We start from the raw sequence: 18,865 nt of genomic DNA, 5'->3' as shown, positions 1-18,865 counted from the left end.
GCAGCCGGCCCCCGTCACCTCACGGTGACGGGGGCCGGTCGCTGGTCGAGCGGGTGTCAGCCCTTGCGCTCGGTGACCTTGTCCGCGGCGGCAGGCAGCACGGTCTTGAGGTCGCCGACGACACCGAAGTCGACGAGCTCGAAGATCGGCGCCTCCTCGTCCTTGTTGACCGCGACGATGGTCTTCGAGGTCTGCATGCCGGCGCGGTGCTGGATCGCACCGGAGATGCCGGCCGCGACGTAGAGCTGCGGCGACACGGTCTTGCCGGTCTGGCCGATCTGGAAGGAGTGGGCGATCCAGCCGGAGTCGACCGCGGCACGCGAGGCGCCCACGGCGGCACCGAGGCTGTCGGCCAGCTTCTCGACCGGCTCGAAGTCTCCCCCGGTGCCGCGGCCACCGGCGACCACGATCGCGGCCTCGGTCAGCTCGGGACGACCCGAGGACTTCCGCGGCTGGGAGGCCACGATCTGGGCCTTCTTCGCCGACTCCGACACGGTCGCCGCGAACTCCTCGACCGCGGCCGCACCCTCGGCCTCCTCCGGCGTCGCGGAGTTGGGCTTCACGGTGATGACCGGCGTACCCGTGGTGACCTTCGCGGTCACGGTGTAGCTGCCCGCGAAGACCGACTGGGTGGTCACACCCTCGCCGTCCACGTCCACGGCGTCGGTGATCAGGCCGGAGCCGATCTTGATCGCGAGCCGGCCCGCGACCTCCTTGCCCTCGATCGTCGAGGGGATCAGCACCGCCGCCGGCGAGGTCTTCTCGACCAGCTGCTGGAGGGCCTCGGCCTTCGGCGCGACGAGGTAGCCCTTGATCTGGGCGTCGTCGACGACGTAGACCTTCTCGGCGCCGTACTTCTTGACCTTCTCCGCAACGCCCGCCCCGTGGTCGCCGGAGCCGATGAAGACCGCGGAGGGCTCACCGAGGCGCTTGGCGATCGTGAGCAGCTCGTAGGTCGGCTTCTTGACCTCGCCGTCGGCGTGGTCGATCAGAACCAGAACTTCAGACATGTCCCTATCTCCTCGTCAGCCGGCTCAGATGAACTTCTTGGACGCGAGGAAGTCGGTCAGCGCGCCGGCGCCGGACCCGTCCTCGTCGGTGACGACCTCGCCCTGGCTGCGCGGGGGACGCTCGGTGGTGTCCTGCACCTCGCTCCAGGCGACCGAGAGGCCCACCTCGCCGGCCTCGACACCGAGGTCGGACAGCGCGTAGGTCTCCACCGGCTTCTTCTTCGCCGCCATGATCCCCTTGAAGGAGGGGTAGCGGGCCTCGCCGGACTGGTCGGTCACCGAGACCACCAGCGGCATGGTCGCGCCGATGACCTCGGTCGCGGTGTCGCCGTCACGCTTCACCCGGACCTGGTCGCCCTGGGTCTCGATCACGGACGCGAAGGTCACCTGGGGCAGGTCGAGGCGCTCGGCCAGCATCGCCGGGACGACGCTCATCGCACCGTCGGTCGACGCCATGCCGCACATGACCAGGTCGGCGTTCCCGATCCTCTCGACAGCCTTGGCGAGCACCAGGCTCGTGGCCACCGCGTCGGAGCCGGCAATCGCCTCGTCCGTCACGTGGACGCCGGCGTCGGCACCCATCTGCAGCGCCTTGCGGACCGCGTCGATGCCCTTCTCGGGACCCACGCAGAGCGCGGTCACGGTCACGTCCTCGGGGGACTCGGCCTTCTCCTTGATCTGGAGCGCCTGCTCGACGGCGTACTCGTCGAGCTCGGACAGCAGCCCGTCCACTCCGTCACGGTCGACCGTCTTGTCGGACTCGAAGTGCCGGTCCGCTGTCGCGTCGGGCACGTACTTCACACAGACAACGATGTTCATGGTGATGGCCGGGTCGGCCCCTCCTGTGCTCTCGGGATGCGGTCGAAGTTACCAGCGGGAAACTTGTGCGGGTACCGGCGGCGGCGGTGGGATCGCTCACACGTCGGCACCGACGGGTCAGGGGCGGACGATCCGGTCGACGATGCGGCCGACGACGAGGTAGGCCACGGCACCGATACCCCAGTTGACCAGGGCGTTGCGGACCTCGGCGCTCTCGCCGCCGAACTCGAAGATGCCGTTGCGGCGCGAGAAGACGCCGAGGTCGACCGCGTCCGCGCCCCGGACCACGAAGGCCACCAGCGGGTTGTCCTCGTTGGCGCCGAGCGCGATCAGCAGGGCACCGACGGCGAGGAACAAGGCGCACACGACGAACACGAGCCAGAGCAGCTGGGCCACCCGCAACCGTGCCGCGGCCACGCCGCCCGCACCCCCGGTGACGGACTTCTCCTCGGTCTTCTGCGCCATGGCGCGGATCCTACGACCTCTCAGCGACCGGTGAACTCGGCCTTGCCCGGGCCGTTCTCCACGAACGAGCGCATGCCGATCGCGCGGTCGTCGGTGGCGAAGAGGGCCGCGAACTGCTGGCGCTCGATCTCGAGGCCGGTCTCGAGGTCGACCTCGAGCCCGCGGTCGATCGACTCCTTCGCAGCGCGGACGGCGTACGACGCCGCGCCGGTGAACTGGCGCGCCCAGGCGAGCGCCTCGTCGTAGACCTGCTCTGGTGCGACCACGCGGTCGACGAGGCCGATCCGCAGCGCCTCGTCCGCCTTGACGAACCGGCCGGTGAAGATCAGGTCCTTCGCGGTGCTCGGCCCGACCAGCCGGGTCAGCCGCTGCGTGCCGCCGGCCCCGGGGATGATGCCGAGCAGGATCTCGGGCTGGCCGAGCACGGCGTCCTCGGCCGCGAACCGGACGTCGGCGCAGAGCGCGAGCTCGCACCCACCACCCAGCGCGTAGCCGGTGACGGCAGCGACGACGGGCTTGGGGATCCGGGCGACCGCCGTGAACGCGGACTGGAGGCGCCCCGAGCGCTGGACCATGTCCGTGTAGGACATGTCGGCCATCTCCTTGACGTCGGCGCCCGCGGCGAAGACCTTCTCGCCGCCGTAGACCACGACGGCCTTGACGTCGTCGCGGTCCGTGGCCTCCGCGGCCGCGGCCCGGATCTCCTCCTGGACCTGGACGTCGAGGGCGTTCATCTTCGGCCGGTCCAGCCGCAGCGTCGCGACTCCGTCGGCGACCTCGAGGCGCACGAATTCACTCATGCTCCGCACTGTAGTGAGACGGCCATGGGGTTGGATGGGCCGGGTGAGCCTCAACACCTGGCGCTGGAGCGACCACGACGAGACCGCACCGGTGTGGCCGGGTCGCCACCAGGTGCTGGGCGCGACGTGGACCGAGGAGGCGACGAACTTCGCCGTCCGCTCCCCCGAGGCGACGGCCGTGTGGGTGTGCCTGTTCGACGACGACGGCACCGAGACCCGGCACCGGCTCACCGAGCACACCCTGGGCGTGTGGCACGGCGCCATCCCCGGCGTCCCCGTCGGGCAGCGCTACGGCTTCCGCGTCGACGGTCCCTGGGACCCCGCCCACGGACGCCGCTTCAACCCCGAGAAGCTGCTCCTCGACCCCTACTCCCGCGCGATCAGCGGGGACCTCACGCCCGGACCCGACCCGCTCCCCCACGACCCGCGTCGCCCCTCGCGGCGCAGCAGCGTCGACTCCGCCGGCGCGATGCCCCGGTCCGTCGTCGTGCACGACACCTTCGACTGGGGCGAGGACCGGGCGCTGCGCACCCGCTGGCGCGACACCGTCATCTACGAGCTCCACGTCAAGGGCTACACCGAGCTCCACAACGAGGTCCCCGAGCACCTGCGCGGCACCTACGCCGGGCTCGGCAGCCACACCGTCACGCGCTACCTCAACGACCTCGGGGTCACCGCGGTCGAGCTGCTCCCCGTCCACCACTTCTTCACCGAGCCCGGCGTCGCCGACCGCGGGCTGGTCAACTACTGGGGATACAACTCGATCGGCTTCCTGGCCCCGCACGCGGCGTACTGCTCCACCGGCGACCGTGGCCAGCAGGTCGCGGAGTTCAAGCAGATGGTGAAGAACTTCCACGCGGCCGGCATCGAGGTCTTCCTCGACGTCGTCTACAACCACACCGCCGAGGGCGGTCAGGACGGCCCCTCCTACTCCTTCCGCGGCCTCGACGACCCGGGCTTCTACAAGCGGTCCGGGACCCCCCGCGACGCCTACTGGGACGTGACCGGATGCGGCAACACGGTCGACTCGACCGACCCCGGCGCCCTGCGGCTGATCCTCGACTCGCTGCGCTACTGGGCGACCGAGATGCACGTCGACGGCTTCCGCTTCGACCTCGCCTCGGCGCTGGCCCGGACCGGGCACGACATCGACATGGCGGGCGCGTTCCTCACCACGATCGCCCAGGACCCGGTGCTGCGTCACGTGAAGCTGATCGCCGAGCCGTGGGACGCCTCCATGGACGGCTACCGCGTCGGGTCGTTCCCGCCGCCGTGGACGGAGTGGAACGACCGCTACCGCGACACGGTGCGCGACTTCTGGCGGGGTGCGTCGGCCGGCGTCCGCGAGCTGGCGAGCCGGATGGCGGGATCCTCCGACCTCTACGCCGACGACGGGCGCTCGCCGTACGCCTCGGTGAACTTCGTGACCGCCCACGACGGGTTCACGATCCGCGACGTCGTGTCCTACGAGGCCAAGCACAACGACGCCAACGGCGAGGACAACCGCGACGGCTCCAACGACAACCGGTCGTGGAACCACGGCGTCGAGGGCGAGACCGACGACCCGGAGATCACGGCGCTGCGACGCCGCCAGGCCGCCAACATGATGATCACGCTGTGCCTCTCCAGCGGGTCACCGATGATCACGGCGGGCGACGAGCGGGGCCGCACGCAGCGGGGCAACAACAACGCCTACTGCCAGGACAACGACGTCTCGTGGCTCGACTGGCGACCCGACGACGCCTGGCTCGACGTCTACGACCAGGTCAAGGCCGCGCTCCGGCTGCGCCGCGAGCACCCGGCGCTGCGCCAGCGCCACCACTTCGCCGGCGCCCCCACCATCGAGGGCGGTCCGAAGGACCTCGCGTGGTTCCACCCGCGCGGGGAGGAGATGACCGCGCAGGACTGGCACGACGACGCGCTCCAGGCCCTCGGCATGTTCGTCTCCGGCGACCCGCTGCGCTCCCCCGGCCCCCGGGGCGAGCAGCAGCGCGACGCGTCGTTCATGATCTGGTGCAACGCCTCGGCCGACGCCGTCGAGGTGACCCTCCCGGAGAACGAGTGGGTGCGGACCGGCGAGGTCGTGCTCGCCACCGACCCCGCCCTGCCGGCCGGCACGCCCGTCGAGGCCGGCGGGACGATCACCCTCTCCCCCCGCTCCCTCGCGGTCCTCCGTCAGAGCCGGTGAGCGGGCGATTCTCTGCCCCTGGAACGCACTGACCGGGCACTCCCTGGGTCAGGGAGTGCCCGGTCGGCCGCTTCTGTGGGCACGGGAGTGCCCGGTCGGCGTCAGGCGGGGAGGGCGATGACGCCGAGCTCGGCCGGGGAGGCCAGCAGGTCGTTCTTCGGGATCACCCGGACGGTGTAGCCGAAGGAGCCGCTGCGGCCCAGGGTCAGGTCGCCGTCGTAGCGGTGACGTCCGCCGGCATAGCTCTCGACCGGCGACAGGCTCTCGGTCGCGCTGGCCACGAGCGTGTCCTCGGCGTCGATGACGCCGTGGACCAGCTGGACGTCGACGTCCTCGGGCGACAGGTCGCCGAGCGAGACGAAGGCCCGCACCGACAGCACGCTGCCGATCTCCGGCGCGTCGCCGACGCCGCTGCTCTCGACGTGCTCGACGCGCACGCCGTCCCACGCGCCCCGGACCCGCTGCTTCCACACCGACAGCTCGGCGGCACCGCTGTAGTCGGAGTTGAGGCGGCGACCGGTGACGGCGGCCGGCGTGTAGAGCTTGCGCACGTAGTCGCGGACCATCCGGGTGGCGAGCACCTTGGGACCGAGCGACTTCAGCGTGTGGCGCACCATCTCCAGCCAGCGCTGCGGCACGCCGTCGGCGCCCACGTCGTAGAAGCGCGGCGCGACCTCGTTCTCGATCAGGTCGTAGAGCGCACCCGCCTCGATGTCGTCACGGCGGTCCGGGTCGTCGATGCCGTCAGCCGACGGGATCGCCCAGCCGTTGCTGCCGTCGTACCACTCGTCCCACCAGCCGTCGAGGATCGACAGGTTGAGGCCACCGTTGAGCGCTGCCTTCATGCCGGAGGTGCCACAGGCCTCGTAGGGGCGCAGCGGGTTGTTGAGCCAGACGTCGCAGCCGGGGTAGAGCGGCTGCGCCATCGCGATGTCGTAGTTGGGCAGGAAGACGATCCGGTGACGCACCTCCGGGTCGTCGGCGAACTGCACGAGCTGCTGGATCAGCCGCTTGCCGCCGTCGTCGGCGGGATGGGACTTGCCGGCGATGACCAGCTGGATCGGTCGCTCGGGGTGGAGCAGCAGCCGCTTGAGGCGCTCGGGGTCCGACAGCATCAGCGTGAGCCGCTTGTAGGACGGGACGCGGCGCGCGAAGCCGATCGTGAGCACGTCGGGGTCGAGGGCGGAGTCGATCCACGAGAGCTCGGCCGGGGCCGCGCCGCGCTTGGTCCAGGACTTCGTCAGCCTCTTGCGCGCGTCCTTGATCAGCTTCTCGCGCAGCACGCGCTTGGTCGCCCAGACCTCGGTGCCCTCGATCTTGTCGACCGCGGCCCAGAAGGAGTCGCGCGACGCGGCGTCCATGTCGGCACCGTGCTCCTCGGCCAGCTCGACGACCTCGCGGCCGACCCAGGTCGGGGCGTGCACGCCGTTGGTGATCGACGTGATCGGGACCTCGGCCTCGTCGAAGGCGGGCCAGAGGCCGTTGAACATCTCGCGCGACACGTGGCCGTGGAGCTGGGAGACGCCGTTGGCGCGCTGGGCGAGGCGGAAGCCCATGACCGCCATGTTGAAGACCGACGGGTCGCCACCCTCGTAGTCCTCGGCACCGAGGGCGAGGATCCGCTCGACGGGTACGCCGGGCACCGGCGAGGCGCCGCCGAAGTACTGCTCGACCAGGTCGCGCCCGAAGCGGTCGATGCCGGCCGGCACCGGGGTGTGGGTGGTGAAGACCGTCGAGCCGCGGCTGACCTCCAGCGCGGTGTCGAAGTCGAGGCCGGGACCGCCCTCGGCGACCGACAGCTCGCGGATCCGCTCGAGGCCGAGGAAACCGGCGTGGCCCTCGTTGGTGTGGAAGACCTCGGGCTCCGGGGCCCCGGTGATCCGGCTGTAGACCCGGAGCGCCCGGACGCCACCGACGCCGAGCAGCAGCTCCTGGCGCAGCCGGTGCTCGCTGGTGCCGCCGTAGAGCCGGTCGGTCACCTCGCGGAGGTGGTCGGGGTTCTCCTCGACGTCGGTGTCGAGCAGCAGCAGCGGCACCCGGCCGACGCTCGCGACCCAGATCCGCGCGACCATCTCGGCGCCACCGGCGACCGAGATCCGGACCAGCGCGCGGGAGCCGTCCGGCTCGTGGAGGAGCGACAGCGGCAGCTCGTCGGGGTCGAGGACGGGGTAGGTCTCCTGCTGCCAGCCCTCGCGCGAGAGCGACTGCTTGAAGTAGCCCTGCTTGTAGAGCAGGCCGACGCCCACGATCGGGACGCCGAGGTCGGAGGCGGCCTTCAGGTGGTCACCGGCGAGGATGCCGAGGCCGCCGGAGTACTGGGGAAGCACTGCGGTGATGCCGTACTCCGGCGAGAAGTAGGCGACCGCCCGGGGCAGGTCGGCGTCGCCGGAGCGCTGGTACCACTGCTCCCCGGTGAGGTAGGCCTGCAGGTCGTCCGAGGCCGCCCCGAGCATGTCGAGGAAGGCACCGTCGGCCGCTAGCTCGTCGAGGCGCGCGGAGTCGACGGCACCCAGCAGGCGCACCGGGTCGTGCCCGGTCGCTTCCCAGAGGTCCGGGTCGACGGCCTCGAACACGTCCTGGGTCGGCGGGTGCCAGGACCAGCGGAGGTTGCCCGCGAGGGTCCCGAGCGCGGCCAGCGGCTCGGGCAGGACGGGACGGACGGTGAAACGTCGGATCGCACGCACGGCGGCACGGTAGCGCCGAAATGTGAACGATCCAAGCCGAACGGCGATAACCGATGACCGATCGCTCCGTTAGGGGTGCCATGACTGCCAGCGCACCTCCCGGGTCCCGCCGGGCCACCCTCGCCATCACCGGGACCACCCTCCTGGTCGCGGCGCTCCTCCCCGGCCTGACCCAGCTCCCGGCCCTCGCCTCCAGCGCCCCGCCGGCGCCCTCCGGCCCGGTCGGCGACGCCGTCACGACCTGGGGCGACGCCGTCCCTGGCCTCGCCGACCTCGACGTGCGCGGCGAGGCCGGCCCGACGGCCGCCCAGCGCGAGGCAGCACGCTCGCTCGGCGCCGTCGACCTCGCCTGGAACCGCTTCGGCACCCCGGCCTCCATCCTCCCCGCCGACGGCGTCCTGGCGCCGGCGTCGTCCGCCGACCCGGTCGTGGCCGCCCGTGACTGGGTGCGCGACAACGCCGCGGTCTTCGGTCTGACCGACGAGCAGGTCGACGACCTCGAGCTCGTCGGCGACCAGCAGATGGCGCAGAGCGACGGCCACGCGGTGCTGCTGCGGCAGCGCTTCGGCTCCCTCTCACCTGCGCTGGGCAGCATGGTGACCGTCGGCGTGGCCCACGGGGAGATCGCCTACGCGTCCTCCTCGATCGCGCCGACCGGCGCGAGCCCGGCCGACGCCGTCCTCTCGCCCCTCCAGGGCTGGCTCGCGGCCGCCCGCGACGTCGGGCGCACCGGCCTCGACGCGGGACGGATCGACGTCGCCACGGACCGGGCCACGCGGGCGATCGACGGCGCGGCCGCCACCGTGCCGTGGACCCGCCTCGACGTCCCCGGGTTCGCCCAGGAGCAGCAGGTCCGGCTCCGCGCGCTGGCGCTGGCCGACGGCTCGGTCCGACCGGTCTTCGAGGCCAACGTCGTCGACGTCGACCAAGGCGTCGCCTTCGCCTACACCTCCATGGTCGACGCCGTCACCGGCGACGTGCTCCACCGGCAGAACCAGGTCGAGCAGTCCCAGGCGACCGAGGCGTTCCAGGGGTCGCTCGACGGCACGGACTGCGGTGAGCAGCACCCCTTCGAGCTCACCGACGACGAGACCCGGCAGGTCACCGCCGTCGTGTCGGCGGTCAACCTCGGCAACGACGCCGAGATCAAGCTCCTCGACCCCGAGGGCGTGGTGCTGACCTCGGCCGACCTCCTCACCAGCCCGGAGGTGCTCACCTACGCTCCCCCGCAGCCGCTGCCGGCCGGCATCTACTCGATCCAGGTCTGCCCCTTCGGAGGTACGCCGTGGCTGCCGCCCACGAGCTACGGCGGCATCGTGTCGACCTCCGACCAGGAAGGGGCCGAGGTGGGCGACGTGCCCTACCCCGCGTGGCGGATGTTCCCGGCCAACCCGGCACTGAACTGGTCGCCCGACCACACCCCGTCGAACGACCGCGTCGCCTGCTGGCGCGGCGTACGGCGCGACTACTGCGACCTCGAGACCGGCTCCGTCGCCCAGCCCTACGGCGCGCCGTGGGACCACAGCTACGAGACCGACACCCCGACGCTGACGACGATCGGCAACAACGCGACCACCCACGAGGCCTGGGGCAGCCCGCTGACCCCGGGCGGAGCGTTCCAGGCGCCGGTCTCGCCGACGCGGGAGTACCTCGACGAGTTCACCGACACGTGGAACAACAGCCGGTGCGACCCGACCTCGCTCGTCCCGGGTGGCAACGACATCCTCCCGTCGGTCACGAACCTGTTCGTGGCCCACAACCGGATGCACAACTACAGCTTCGCCCTCGGGTTCACCGAGAAGAACTGGAACATGCAGCAGGTCAACGTCGACAACCCCGACCTGGGTCGGGACGGCGACCCCGAGGTCGGCAACGCCCAGGCCGGCGCGCTCACGGGCGGCCAGCCGTCCTACCTCGGCCGTGACAACGCCAACCAGATCACGCTCCAGGACGGCGTCCCGGGCATCACCAACCAGTACCTCTTCCAGCCGATCGCCGGCGCCTTCTACTCCCCGTGCGCCGACGGCGGGCTCGACATGAGCATCGTGGGCCACGAGTACACCCACGCCATCAGCAACCGGATGATCGGTGGTCCCGACGAGGGCATCACGTCCGAGCAGGGCGGGGCGATGGGCGAGTCGTGGGGCGACCTGGTCGGCGCCGAGTACCTCTTCGCGCACGGCTACGACAACGGCACCAACCCCTGGACCGTGGGCCCCTACGCCACCGGCAACACCAAGGCCGGCATCCGCGACTACGCGATCAACAAGAACCCGCTGAACTACAGCAACTACGGCTTCGACTCGACGGGCCCCGAGGTGCACGCGGACGGCGAGATCTGGAACGCCGTGCAGTGGGAGGTGCGCCAGGCGCTCGTGCGCAAGTACGACGCGGCGTACCCGTACGCCAACGACGCCCGCCAGCTGAAGTGCTCGCAGGGCACGCGGCGCACCAGCCCGCTGCGGCCCGTCTTCTGCCCCGGGAACCGTCGCTGGCTGGCCCTGATGTTCGACGCCTTCCTGCTCCAGCAGGGCGCGACGTCCTTCGTCGAGGCCCGCAACGCGATGATCGCGGCCGACCGGATGCGCTTCGACGGCGCGAACCGGAAGGTGCTGTGGGACGCCTTCGCGCGCACCGGGCTCGGCCGCGGCGCCCGCACCACGCCGGACGACACCGACCCGACGGCGAGCTTCGCCTCCCCGACCGCCGACAACGGGCGCATCCGCTTCGACACCAGCGGCCGCGGCAAGGTCTACGTCGGCCACTACGAGGCACGCTCCAACCCGGTCGCCGACACGCTGCCCGGCACGAAGCAGGGAGCGACGGCCACGATGACCCCCGGGCGCTACGAGATGCTCTACGCGTCGAAGTCCCACGGGTTCCGCCGGTTCACCCTCACGGTCCGGCCCGGTGACGACCGCACGGTCGACGTACGACGCCCGCGCAACCTCGCGGCTGCCGCCTCGGGCGCCGAGGTGATCGGCAGCAGCGCCGGGTCCCTCAACGCCGGAGCGCTCATCGACGGCACCGAGGACACCAACTGGGGCGGGGTCAACGCCGACGGTGCGAACGTCGACGAGACCAGCCCATGGGTGGCGGTCGACCTCCGCGGCGGCACCCACCGCATCCGCCGGGTCGACGTCAGCGCGATGCTCAACCCCTCGCCGCCGGACGGCTCCGAGGTGCCGCTGCTCGCCGGCGAGGACGCCGAGGACCCCGACTCCGGTTCGCGCTTCACGGCGCTGCGCCGGTTCGCGCTCGAGCGGTGCGTGAGCGAGTGCGCGAGCGACTCGGCCACCTGGCGGCGGTTCTACACCTCTCCCGCCGACGCCTTCCCGTCGCTGCGGCCGCGTCCGGTCGCGCCGACGCTCACCCTGCGGTCCTTCGACGTGCCCGACGTGAGGGCGGCGGCGATCCGCCTCGTCGCCCTGGAGAACCAGTGCACCGGGTTCCGGGGCTATGCCGGCGAGCAGGACGCCGACCCCCTCAACGTGACCGACTGCAAGGAGGGGTCCGACCGCGGGTCGATCGTCCACGCGGCCGAGCTGGCCGTCTACTGACGGGAGGGCGGGGTCCTCACCCGGAGGGGACCCCGCCTTGCGTCCGCTGCGGCGACCCGCAAGGGTTGAGCAATGGTCGGACGCATCCCCGTCATGAACGTCATGCCCTTGGTCGACCTCGGTCGACAGCCCGCCAAGGCGACCGTCGGCGAGCCCTTCCCGGTGACCGCCTCGGTGTTCCGCGAGGGGCACGACAAGCTCGGTGCCGAGGTGGTGCTCAGCGGTCCCGACGGCGTACGTCGTGCGCCGGTGCGGATGGTCCCCGACGGCGGGGACATGCCCGACCGCTACGTCGCGTGGGTGACCCCGGACGTCGAGGGCGCCTGGACGTTCGAGGTGCAGGCGTGGTCCGACCCGATCGCCACGTGGCAGCACGCGATCGGCCTGAAGGTGCCCGCCGGCGTCGACGTGGAGCTGATGTTCACCGAGGGCCGCCTCCTGCTGGAGCGGGTCATGGCCGACGGTCTGGAGCCGGCCGACGCCGAGGCGGTCGCGGCCGGTGTCGAGGCCGCGCGCGACACCAGCCGGCCGGCTGCCGCCCGGTTGGCGGCGCTGCAGGCCCCCGACCTCGAGCGGGTGCTGCGCGACCACCCGCTGCGCGAGCTCGTGACGGTCGAGGGCCCGTTCCCGGCGTACGCCGACCGCGGCCGCGCGCTGTTCGGGAGCTGGTACGAGTTCTTCCCGCGCTCGGAGGGCGCCACGCAGGACGAGAAGACCGGGAAGGTCACCAGCGGAACGTTCCGGACCGCGGCGAAGCGTCTCGACGCCGTGGCCGCGATGGGCTTCGACGTGGTCTACCTGCCCCCGATCCACCCGATCGGCGAGGTCAACCGCAAGGGCCCCAACAACACCCTGACGCCAGGTCCCGACGACACGGGCTCGCCCTGGGCGATCGGCAGCAAGGACGGGGGCCACGACGCGGTCCACCCCGACCTCGGCACCCTCGACGACTTCGACGCCTTCGTCGCCCGGGCACGCGAGCTGGGCCTCGAGGTCGCCCTCGACCTGGCGCTGCAGGCGGCCCCCGACCACCCGTGGGTCACGACCAACCCCGAGTGGTTCACGACCCGGGCCGACGGCACCATCGCCTACGCGGAGAACCCGCCGAAGAAGTACCAGGACATCTACCCGATCAACTTCGACAACGACCCCAGCGGCATCTCGGGAGAGGTGCTGCGGATCGTCCAGCACTGGATGTCCCACGGCGTCCGGATCTTCCGCGTCGACAACCCCCACACCAAGCCGGTCGCGTTCTGGGAGTGGCTGCTGCGCGAGGTGCGCTCGACCGACCCGGACGTGCTGTTCCTCGCCGAGGCCTTCACGCGGCCGGCGATGATGCGCGGCCTCGGCGCCATCGGCTTCCACCAGTCCTACACCTACTTCACGTGGCGCACCGCGAAGGCCGAGATCGAGGACTACCTCGTGGAGCTCTCCTCGGAGACCGACCACATGATGCGGCCCAACTTCTTCGTCAACACCCCCGACATCCTCCACGCGTTCCTCCAGTACGGCGGGCCGGCGGCGTTCAAGATCCGAGCCGCCCTGGCCGCGACCGGGTCGCCGAGCTGGGGCGTCTACGCCGGCTACGAGCTCTACGAGCACGTGGCGGTCAAGCCGGGCAGCGAGGAGTACCTCGACTCGGAGAAGTACCAGGTCCGGGTCCGGGACTGGGACGCCGCAGAGCGCGAGGGACGCACCCTCGCGCCCTACCTCACCCTGCTCAACCGCGTACGCCGCCAGCACCCGGCGCTGCAGCAGCTCCGCGACCTGACGGTGCACCGCACCGACGACGACCACGTCCTCTGCTTCAGCAAGCGCTCCGGGGACGACATCGTCATCAGCGTCATCAACCTCGACCCCCACGGGACCCGGGAGACGATGGTCCACCTCGACCTGCCGGCTCTGGGGCTCGAGTGGGGCGACTCGCTCGCCGTCCACGACGAGGTCACGGACCAGACCTGGTCGTGGAGCGAGCACAACTACGTCCGCCTCGACCCGCACGACGAACCCGCCCACGTGCTGACCGTGAGGAGCGCCCGGTGACCCCGCCACCCGACGCCGCTGCCCCCGACCAGGTCGTGTCCGTCGGCGACACCCCCGACTGGTTCAAGACGGCCGTCTTCTACGAGGTGCTGGTCCGGTCCTTCCGCGACTCCGACGCCGACGGCACCGGCGACTTCCAGGGCCTCATCGAGAAGCTGGACTACCTGCAGTGGCTCGGCGTCGACTGCCTCTGGGTCCCACCGTTCTTCACCTCACCCCTGCGCGACGGCGGCTACGACGTCGCGGACTACACCGACATCCTCCCCGAGTGCGGGACGGTCGAGGACTTCCAGCAGTTCCTCGACGAGGCCCACCAGCGCGGCATCCGCGTGATCATCGACTTCGTCATGAACCACACGAGCGACGCCCACCCGTGGTTCCAGGAGTCGCGGCGTGACCCCGACGGCCCCTACGGCGACTTCTACGTGTGGTCCGACACCGACGAGCTCTACGAAGAGGCGCGGATCATCTTCGTCGACACCGAGCCGTCGAACTGGTCGTGGGACCCGGTCCGGGGCCAGTACTACTGGCACCGCTTCTTCCACCACCAGCCGGACCTCAACTTCGACAACCCGAAGGTCCACGACGCCATGATCGAGGCGATGGACTTCTGGCTCGCGATGGGCCTGGACGGGTTCCGGCTCGACGCCGTGCCCTACCTCTACGAGCGGCCGGGGACGAACGGCGAGAACCTGCCCGAGACCCACGACATGCTCAAGAAGGTCCGGCGCTTCGTCGACGAGAAGTATCCCGGCACCGTGCTGCTGTGCGAGGCCAACCAGTGGCCGGCCGACGTCGTCGAGTACTTCGGCCCCGAATATGACGACGAGTCCCAGCGCTGGATCGGCACGGAGTGCCATATGGCCTTCCACTTCCCCGTCATGCCCCGCATCTTCATGGCCGTGCGCCGTGAGTCGCGCTACCCGATCTCGGAGATCATGGAGCAGACGCCGGACATCCCGGACGGCTGCCAGTGGGGCATCTTCCTGCGCAACCACGACGAGCTGACGCTCGAGATGGTCACCGACGACGACCGCGACTACATGTGGTCCGAGTACGCCAGCGACCCCCGCATGAAGGCCAACATCGGGATCCGGCGACGCCTCGCCCCCCTGCTCGACAACGACGTCAACCGGATGGAGCTCTTCCACGCCCTGCTGCTGTCGCTGCCGGGCTCCCCGGTCCTCTACTACGGCGACGAGATCGGCATGGGCGACAACATCTGGCTCGGTGACCGCGACGGCGTGCGCACGCCGATGCAGTGGACGCCGGACCGCAACGCCGGGTTCTCGGCGGCCACCCCCGGCAAACTGCACCTGCCGCTGATCCAGGACCCGGTGACCGGCTACCAGAGCGTCAACGTCGAGGCCCAGCTCGAGAACTCGTCCTCCTTGCTCCACTGGACGCGGCGGATCATCCACGCCCGGCGCCACCACCCGGCGTTCGGCCTCGGCACCTTCACCGACCTCGGCGGCTCCAACCCGAGCGTGCTGTCCTACAGCCGCGAGCACGTCGACGACGAGGGTCGCGAGGACATCATCCTGTGCCTGAACAACCTGTCCCGGTTCCCGCAGCCGGTCGAGCTCGACCTGCGGCGCTACGAGGGCATGGTGCCCGTCGAGCTGCTGGGCGGGGTGCCGTTCCCGGCGATCGGCGAGCTGCCCTACCTGCTGACCCTCAACGGGTACGGCTTCTACTGGTTCCGGTTAACCCGACCGGCCACGAAGGAAGGCTCCACGTGAGCGTCAACGACACCGTCAAGGAGTTCATCGAGCAGGCCCGCTGGTTCGGCGGGAAGGGCCGTGACTTCGAGGTGGCGGGCTTCCGGCGGCTCGGCACCGTCGGCACCGACCCGCGCCTCGACCTCGACCTCGTCACCCTCGACTACGGCGACGAGCGCGAGTACTACCAGCTGCCGCTCGTCCACTACGCCGAGCCGCAGGAGCACCTCGAGCACGCGCTGGTCGGCTCCTGGGACGGGGGCCACGTCTACGACGCCGTGCACGACCGGGCCGCGATGGCCCACCTGCTGGCGTCGTTCGACACGCCGCCCACCGAGGGGCCACTGCGCTTCGAGCGGCTCCCGGGGCACGACCTCGACCTCTCGACCCACTCGACGCTCTTCAGCGGCGAGCAGTCCAACTCGTCGCTGGCCTTCGGCGACGACGCCCTGCTCAAGCTCTTCCGCAAGATCACGCCGGGCCGCAACCCGGACGTGACGATCCACGACGTGCTGACGCGCGCCGGTTCCGACCACGTGGCCGCCCTCTACGGCTGGCTGGAGACCGACTCGCTGGTCGAGGGACAGGTGCTCCAGCTCGGGATGCTCCAGCAGTTCCTCCGCACGGCCACCGACGGATGGGACCTGGCACTGGCGAGCGTGCGCAACCTCTTCGTCGAGGGCGACCTCCACGCCGACGAGGTGGGGGGTGACTTCGCGGGTGAGGCGGCCCGGCTCGGGGTCGCGCTCCGCGAGACCCACGAGACGCTCGCCGAGCACTTCCCGCGCGAGACCCGTGACGCCGCGGCCCAGTCGGCGCTCGCGACGGCGATGGGCGAACGGCTCGACGCGGCCGTCCGGGTGGTGCCCGAGCTCGCGGAGCACGCCCCCGCCCTGCGCGAGGTCTTCGGTCGCGTCGCCGACCTGTCGGACGTCCCGATCCAGCAGATCCACGCCGACCTCCACCTCGGCCAGACGCTGCGCACGGTCAAGGGCTGGAAGATCGTCGACTTCGAGGGCGAGCCGGCCAAGCCGCTGGCCGAGCGCGTGCTCCCCGACTCGCCGTGGCGTGACGTGGCCGGCATGCTCCGCTCCTTCGACTACGCCCCCCGGGTGGTGGAGCGGACCCACGACGACTCCGACCCGGACGCCGCCGACCAGCGCGCCTTCCGGGCCCGGGAGTGGTCCAAGCGCAACCGCGAGACCTTCCTGCTCGCCTACGCGGACGGCCCCCTCGGCGTGGACGAGCAGCTGCTGCTCTCGGCCTACGTCGCCGACAAGGCCGTCTACGAGGCCGTCTACGAGGCCCGCAACCGACCCAGCTGGGTCTCCATCCCGCTCGACGCGATCGCGAAGGTGGTAGCCGCATGACTTCCTCACCCGTCCCTGTCCCCTCCGGCGAGCTCGACCAGATCGTCCGCGGCGAGCACGGCCACCCCCACGCGGTGCTCGGCCCTCACACCCACGACGGGGCGGTGACGGTCCGGACCCTCAAGCCCCTCGCGACGTCGGTCACGGTGGTGACCGGCGACGACCGCCACGAGCTCACCCACGAGCACGAGGGCGTCTGGGTCGGTGTCCTCCCGCTCGACGAGGTCCCGGACTACCGGCTCCACGTCGCCTACGACGCCGGCCCGACGCTCGAGCTCGACGACCCCTACCGGTTCCTGCCGACCGTCGGCGAGGTCGACGTCCACCTCATCAACGAGGGCCGCCACGAGAACCTGTGGCAGGTCCTGGGCTCCCGCGTCCACCACTACGACGGGCAGGTCTCCGGCACCTCCTTCGCCGTCTGGGCGCCGTCGGCGCGCGGCGTCCGGGTGAAGGGCTCGTTCAACAGCTGGGACGGTCGTGAGCACCCGATGCGCCAGCTCGGGACGTCCGGGGTCTGGGAGCTCTTCGTGCCGGGCGTGGGGTCGGGGGCCGTCTACAAGTACGCCGTGCTCGGCGCCGACGGCCAGTGGCGCGAGAAGGCCGACCCGATGGCCTTCCACACCGAGGTCCCGCCGCAGACCGGCTCGGTCGTGTTCGAGTCGACCTACTCCTGGGCCGACGACGACTGGATGACCTCCCGCGCCTCGAAGCAGCCGCTGGCCGAGCCGATGTCGACCTACGAGGTCCACCTGCCGTCGTGGCGCCGCCGCGACGGCCGCTCGCTGTCCTACGCGGAGGTCGCCGACGAGCTGGTCGACTACCTCACCGACCTCGGGTTCACCCACGTCGAGTTCATGCCGGTGATGGAGCACCCCTTCGGCGGCTCGTGGGGCTACCAGGTGACCTCCTACTACGCCCCGACGGCGAGGCTCGGCGACCCCGACGGGTTCCGCCTCCTCGTCGACCGGCTCCACCAGGCCGGCATCGGCGTCCTGGTGGACTGGGTGCCGGCCCACTTCCCGAAGGACGAGTTCGCCCTCGCCCGCTTCGACGGCACTCCGCTCTACGAGGACCCCAACCCCTCGCGCGGCGAGCACCCGGACTGGGGAACCTACGTCTTCAACTTCGGGCGCCGCGAGGTGCGCAACTTCCTCGTCGCCAACGCGCTCTACTGGCTCGAGGAGTTCCACGTCGACGGGCTCCGAGTCGACGCCGTCGCGTCGATGCTCTACCTCGACTACTCCCGGGAGCCCGGCCAGTGGAGCCCCAACGTGCACGGCGGTCGCGAGAACCTCGAGGCGGTGCAGTTCCTCCAGGAGGTGAACGGCACCGTCGGGAAGCGGGTGCCCGGCGCCATCACGGTCGCAGAGGAGTCGACGTCCTGGCCCGGAGTCACGAAGCCGACCTCGGAGGGCGGCCTGGGCTTCTGGCTGAAGTGGAACATGGGCTGGATGCACGACTCGCTCGGCTACGTCGAGCACGACCCGGTCCACCGCGCCTGGCACCACGGCGAGATGACGTTCTCGCTCGTCTACGCCTGGTCGGAGCACTACGTCCTGCCGATCAGCCACGACGAGGTCGTCCACGGCAAGGGATCGCTGCTGCGCAAGATGCCCGGTGACCGCTGGCAGCAGCTGGCGAACCTGCGGGCCTACCTGGCCTACATGTGGGCCCACCCCGGCAAGCAGCTGCTGTTCATGGGCGCAGAGATGGGCCAGGAGTCGGAGTGGGCCGAGTCCCGCGAGCTCGACTGGTGGCTGCTCGACCACCCCGAGCACCGCGGCGTGCAGTCGCTCGTGCGTGACCTCAACCGCGTCTACCGCGAGACCCCCGCGCTGCACGCCACCGACGCCGACCCGAACGCCTTCAGCTGGCTCGACGCGAACGACGCGGAGCGCAACACGTTCTCGTTCGTCCGTCGCGGTGACGACGGCTCCCCGGACCTGGTGTGCGTCGCCAACTTCGCCGCGCAGCCCCACCACGACTACCGGCTCCCGATGCCGGCGGCCGGCGAGTGGGAGGAGGTGCTCAACACCGATGCCGAGGGCTACACCGGCTCGGGCGTCGGCAACCTCGGGACCGTGGCGGCGGTGGAGGGAGAGCACGCCGGCCAGCCGGCCCACGCGACGATCGTCGTGCCCCCGCTGGCGACGGTCTGGTTCCGCCGCCGCTCCTGACCGCGCGGCGTGTGCCTGAGCGTGC

At 71.1% G+C, this 18,865-nt stretch carries 11 protein-coding genes; 6 read left to right on the top strand and 5 right to left on the bottom strand.

All coding sequences use genetic code 11. The features are described from left to right. Positions 1–56: 56 nt before the first annotated feature. The 4 genes from ABD091_RS16855 to ABD091_RS16840 form a co-directional block, all read right to left on the bottom strand. On the bottom strand, positions 57–1,010 hold the full coding sequence (locus ABD091_RS16855) for an electron transfer flavoprotein subunit alpha/FixB family protein (RefSeq protein ID WP_343920579.1): 954 nt from the start codon (positions 1,008–1,010) through the stop codon (positions 57–59). 24 nt (positions 1,011–1,034) lie between these two features. Further along, the gene (locus tag ABD091_RS16850; protein WP_343920577.1) at positions 1,035–1,811 is read right to left on the bottom strand and encodes an electron transfer flavoprotein subunit beta/FixA family protein; all 777 of its coding nucleotides are present in this window, start codon (positions 1,809–1,811) and stop codon (positions 1,035–1,037) included. Positions 1,812–1,946: 135 nt separating this feature from the next. Next, positions 1,947–2,294 carry a hypothetical protein gene (locus ABD091_RS16845; RefSeq protein ID WP_343920575.1) on the bottom strand — a complete coding sequence of 116 codons (348 nt, stop codon included), beginning with the start codon at positions 2,292–2,294 and terminating at the stop codon, positions 1,947–1,949. A 20-nt stretch (positions 2,295–2,314) separates the two neighbouring features. Beyond that, on the bottom strand, positions 2,315–3,094 hold the full coding sequence (locus ABD091_RS16840; protein WP_343920573.1) for an enoyl-CoA hydratase/isomerase family protein: 780 nt from the start codon (positions 3,092–3,094) through the stop codon (positions 2,315–2,317). 43 nt (positions 3,095–3,137) lie between these two features. Here ABD091_RS16840 and glgX point away from each other — a divergent pair, with 43 nt between their 5' ends. Then, positions 3,138–5,282 carry a glycogen debranching protein GlgX gene (gene glgX / locus ABD091_RS16835; protein ID WP_343920571.1) on the top strand — a complete coding sequence of 715 codons (2,145 nt, stop codon included), beginning with the start codon at positions 3,138–3,140 and terminating at the stop codon, positions 5,280–5,282. 101 nt (positions 5,283–5,383) lie between these two features. Here the strand turns inward: glgX and glgP are convergent, their stop codons facing one another. Continuing rightward, on the bottom strand, positions 5,384–7,966 hold the full coding sequence (gene glgP, locus ABD091_RS16830) for an alpha-glucan family phosphorylase (RefSeq protein WP_343920569.1): 2,583 nt from the start codon (positions 7,964–7,966) through the stop codon (positions 5,384–5,386). Between the two features lie 80 nt (positions 7,967–8,046). On the opposite strand from glgP, the gene ABD091_RS16825 reads away from it, so the two are divergent. The 5 genes from ABD091_RS16825 (at position 8,047) to glgB (ending at position 18,840) form a co-directional block, all read left to right on the top strand. Next, positions 8,047–11,526: a M36 family metallopeptidase gene (locus ABD091_RS16825; RefSeq protein ID WP_343920567.1), complete on the top strand. Its 3,480-nt coding sequence runs from the start codon at positions 8,047–8,049 to the stop codon at positions 11,524–11,526. A 72-nt stretch (positions 11,527–11,598) separates the two neighbouring features. Continuing rightward, positions 11,599–13,569: an alpha-1,4-glucan--maltose-1-phosphate maltosyltransferase gene (locus tag ABD091_RS16820; RefSeq protein ID WP_343920565.1), complete on the top strand. Its 1,971-nt coding sequence runs from the start codon at positions 11,599–11,601 to the stop codon at positions 13,567–13,569. After that, a complete protein-coding gene (gene treS, locus ABD091_RS16815; RefSeq protein WP_343920563.1) occupies positions 13,566–15,311 on the top strand; it encodes a maltose alpha-D-glucosyltransferase in 1,746 nt (581 codons plus the stop codon). Before ABD091_RS16820 ends, treS begins: the two co-directional genes overlap by 4 nt. After that, on the top strand, positions 15,308–16,660 hold the full coding sequence (locus ABD091_RS16810) for a maltokinase N-terminal cap-like domain-containing protein (RefSeq protein WP_343920561.1): 1,353 nt from the start codon (positions 15,308–15,310) through the stop codon (positions 16,658–16,660). Before treS ends, ABD091_RS16810 begins: the two co-directional genes overlap by 4 nt. Further along, positions 16,657–18,840, top strand: coding sequence for a 1,4-alpha-glucan branching protein GlgB (gene glgB / locus ABD091_RS16805; RefSeq protein ID WP_343920559.1), 2,184 nt, complete (start codon positions 16,657–16,659; stop codon positions 18,838–18,840). The genes ABD091_RS16810 and glgB overlap by 4 nt, the downstream gene beginning before the upstream one ends. Positions 18,841–18,865: the final 25 nt, after the last annotated feature.

It is taken from the genome of Nocardioides aestuarii (genome assembly GCF_039527245.1).
Taxonomy (GTDB): Bacteria; Actinomycetota; Actinomycetes; order Propionibacteriales; family Nocardioidaceae; genus Nocardioides; species Nocardioides aestuarii.
Note: the sequence above shows the minus strand (reverse complement) of the source record. Positions and strands in the feature narration are given on the sequence as shown.

What these genes read in the sequence shown, in the direction of transcription:
- glgB (WP_343920559.1), top strand. Translation starts at nt 16,657, where the DNA reads ATGACTTCCTCACCCGTCCCTGTCCCCTCCGGCGAGCTCGACCAGATC.
- ABD091_RS16820 (WP_343920565.1), top strand. Translation starts at nt 11,599, where the DNA reads ATGGTCGGACGCATCCCCGTCATGAACGTCATGCCCTTGGTCGACCTC.
- ABD091_RS16845 (WP_343920575.1), bottom strand. Translation starts at nt 2,294, where the DNA reads ATGGCGCAGAAGACCGAGGAGAAGTCCGTCACCGGGGGTGCGGGCGGC.
- ABD091_RS16840 (WP_343920573.1), bottom strand. Translation starts at nt 3,094, where the DNA reads ATGAGTGAATTCGTGCGCCTCGAGGTCGCCGACGGAGTCGCGACGCTG.
- ABD091_RS16855 (WP_343920579.1), bottom strand. Translation starts at nt 1,010, where the DNA reads ATGTCTGAAGTTCTGGTTCTGATCGACCACGCCGACGGCGAGGTCAAG.
- ABD091_RS16825 (WP_343920567.1), top strand. Translation starts at nt 8,047, where the DNA reads ATGACTGCCAGCGCACCTCCCGGGTCCCGCCGGGCCACCCTCGCCATC.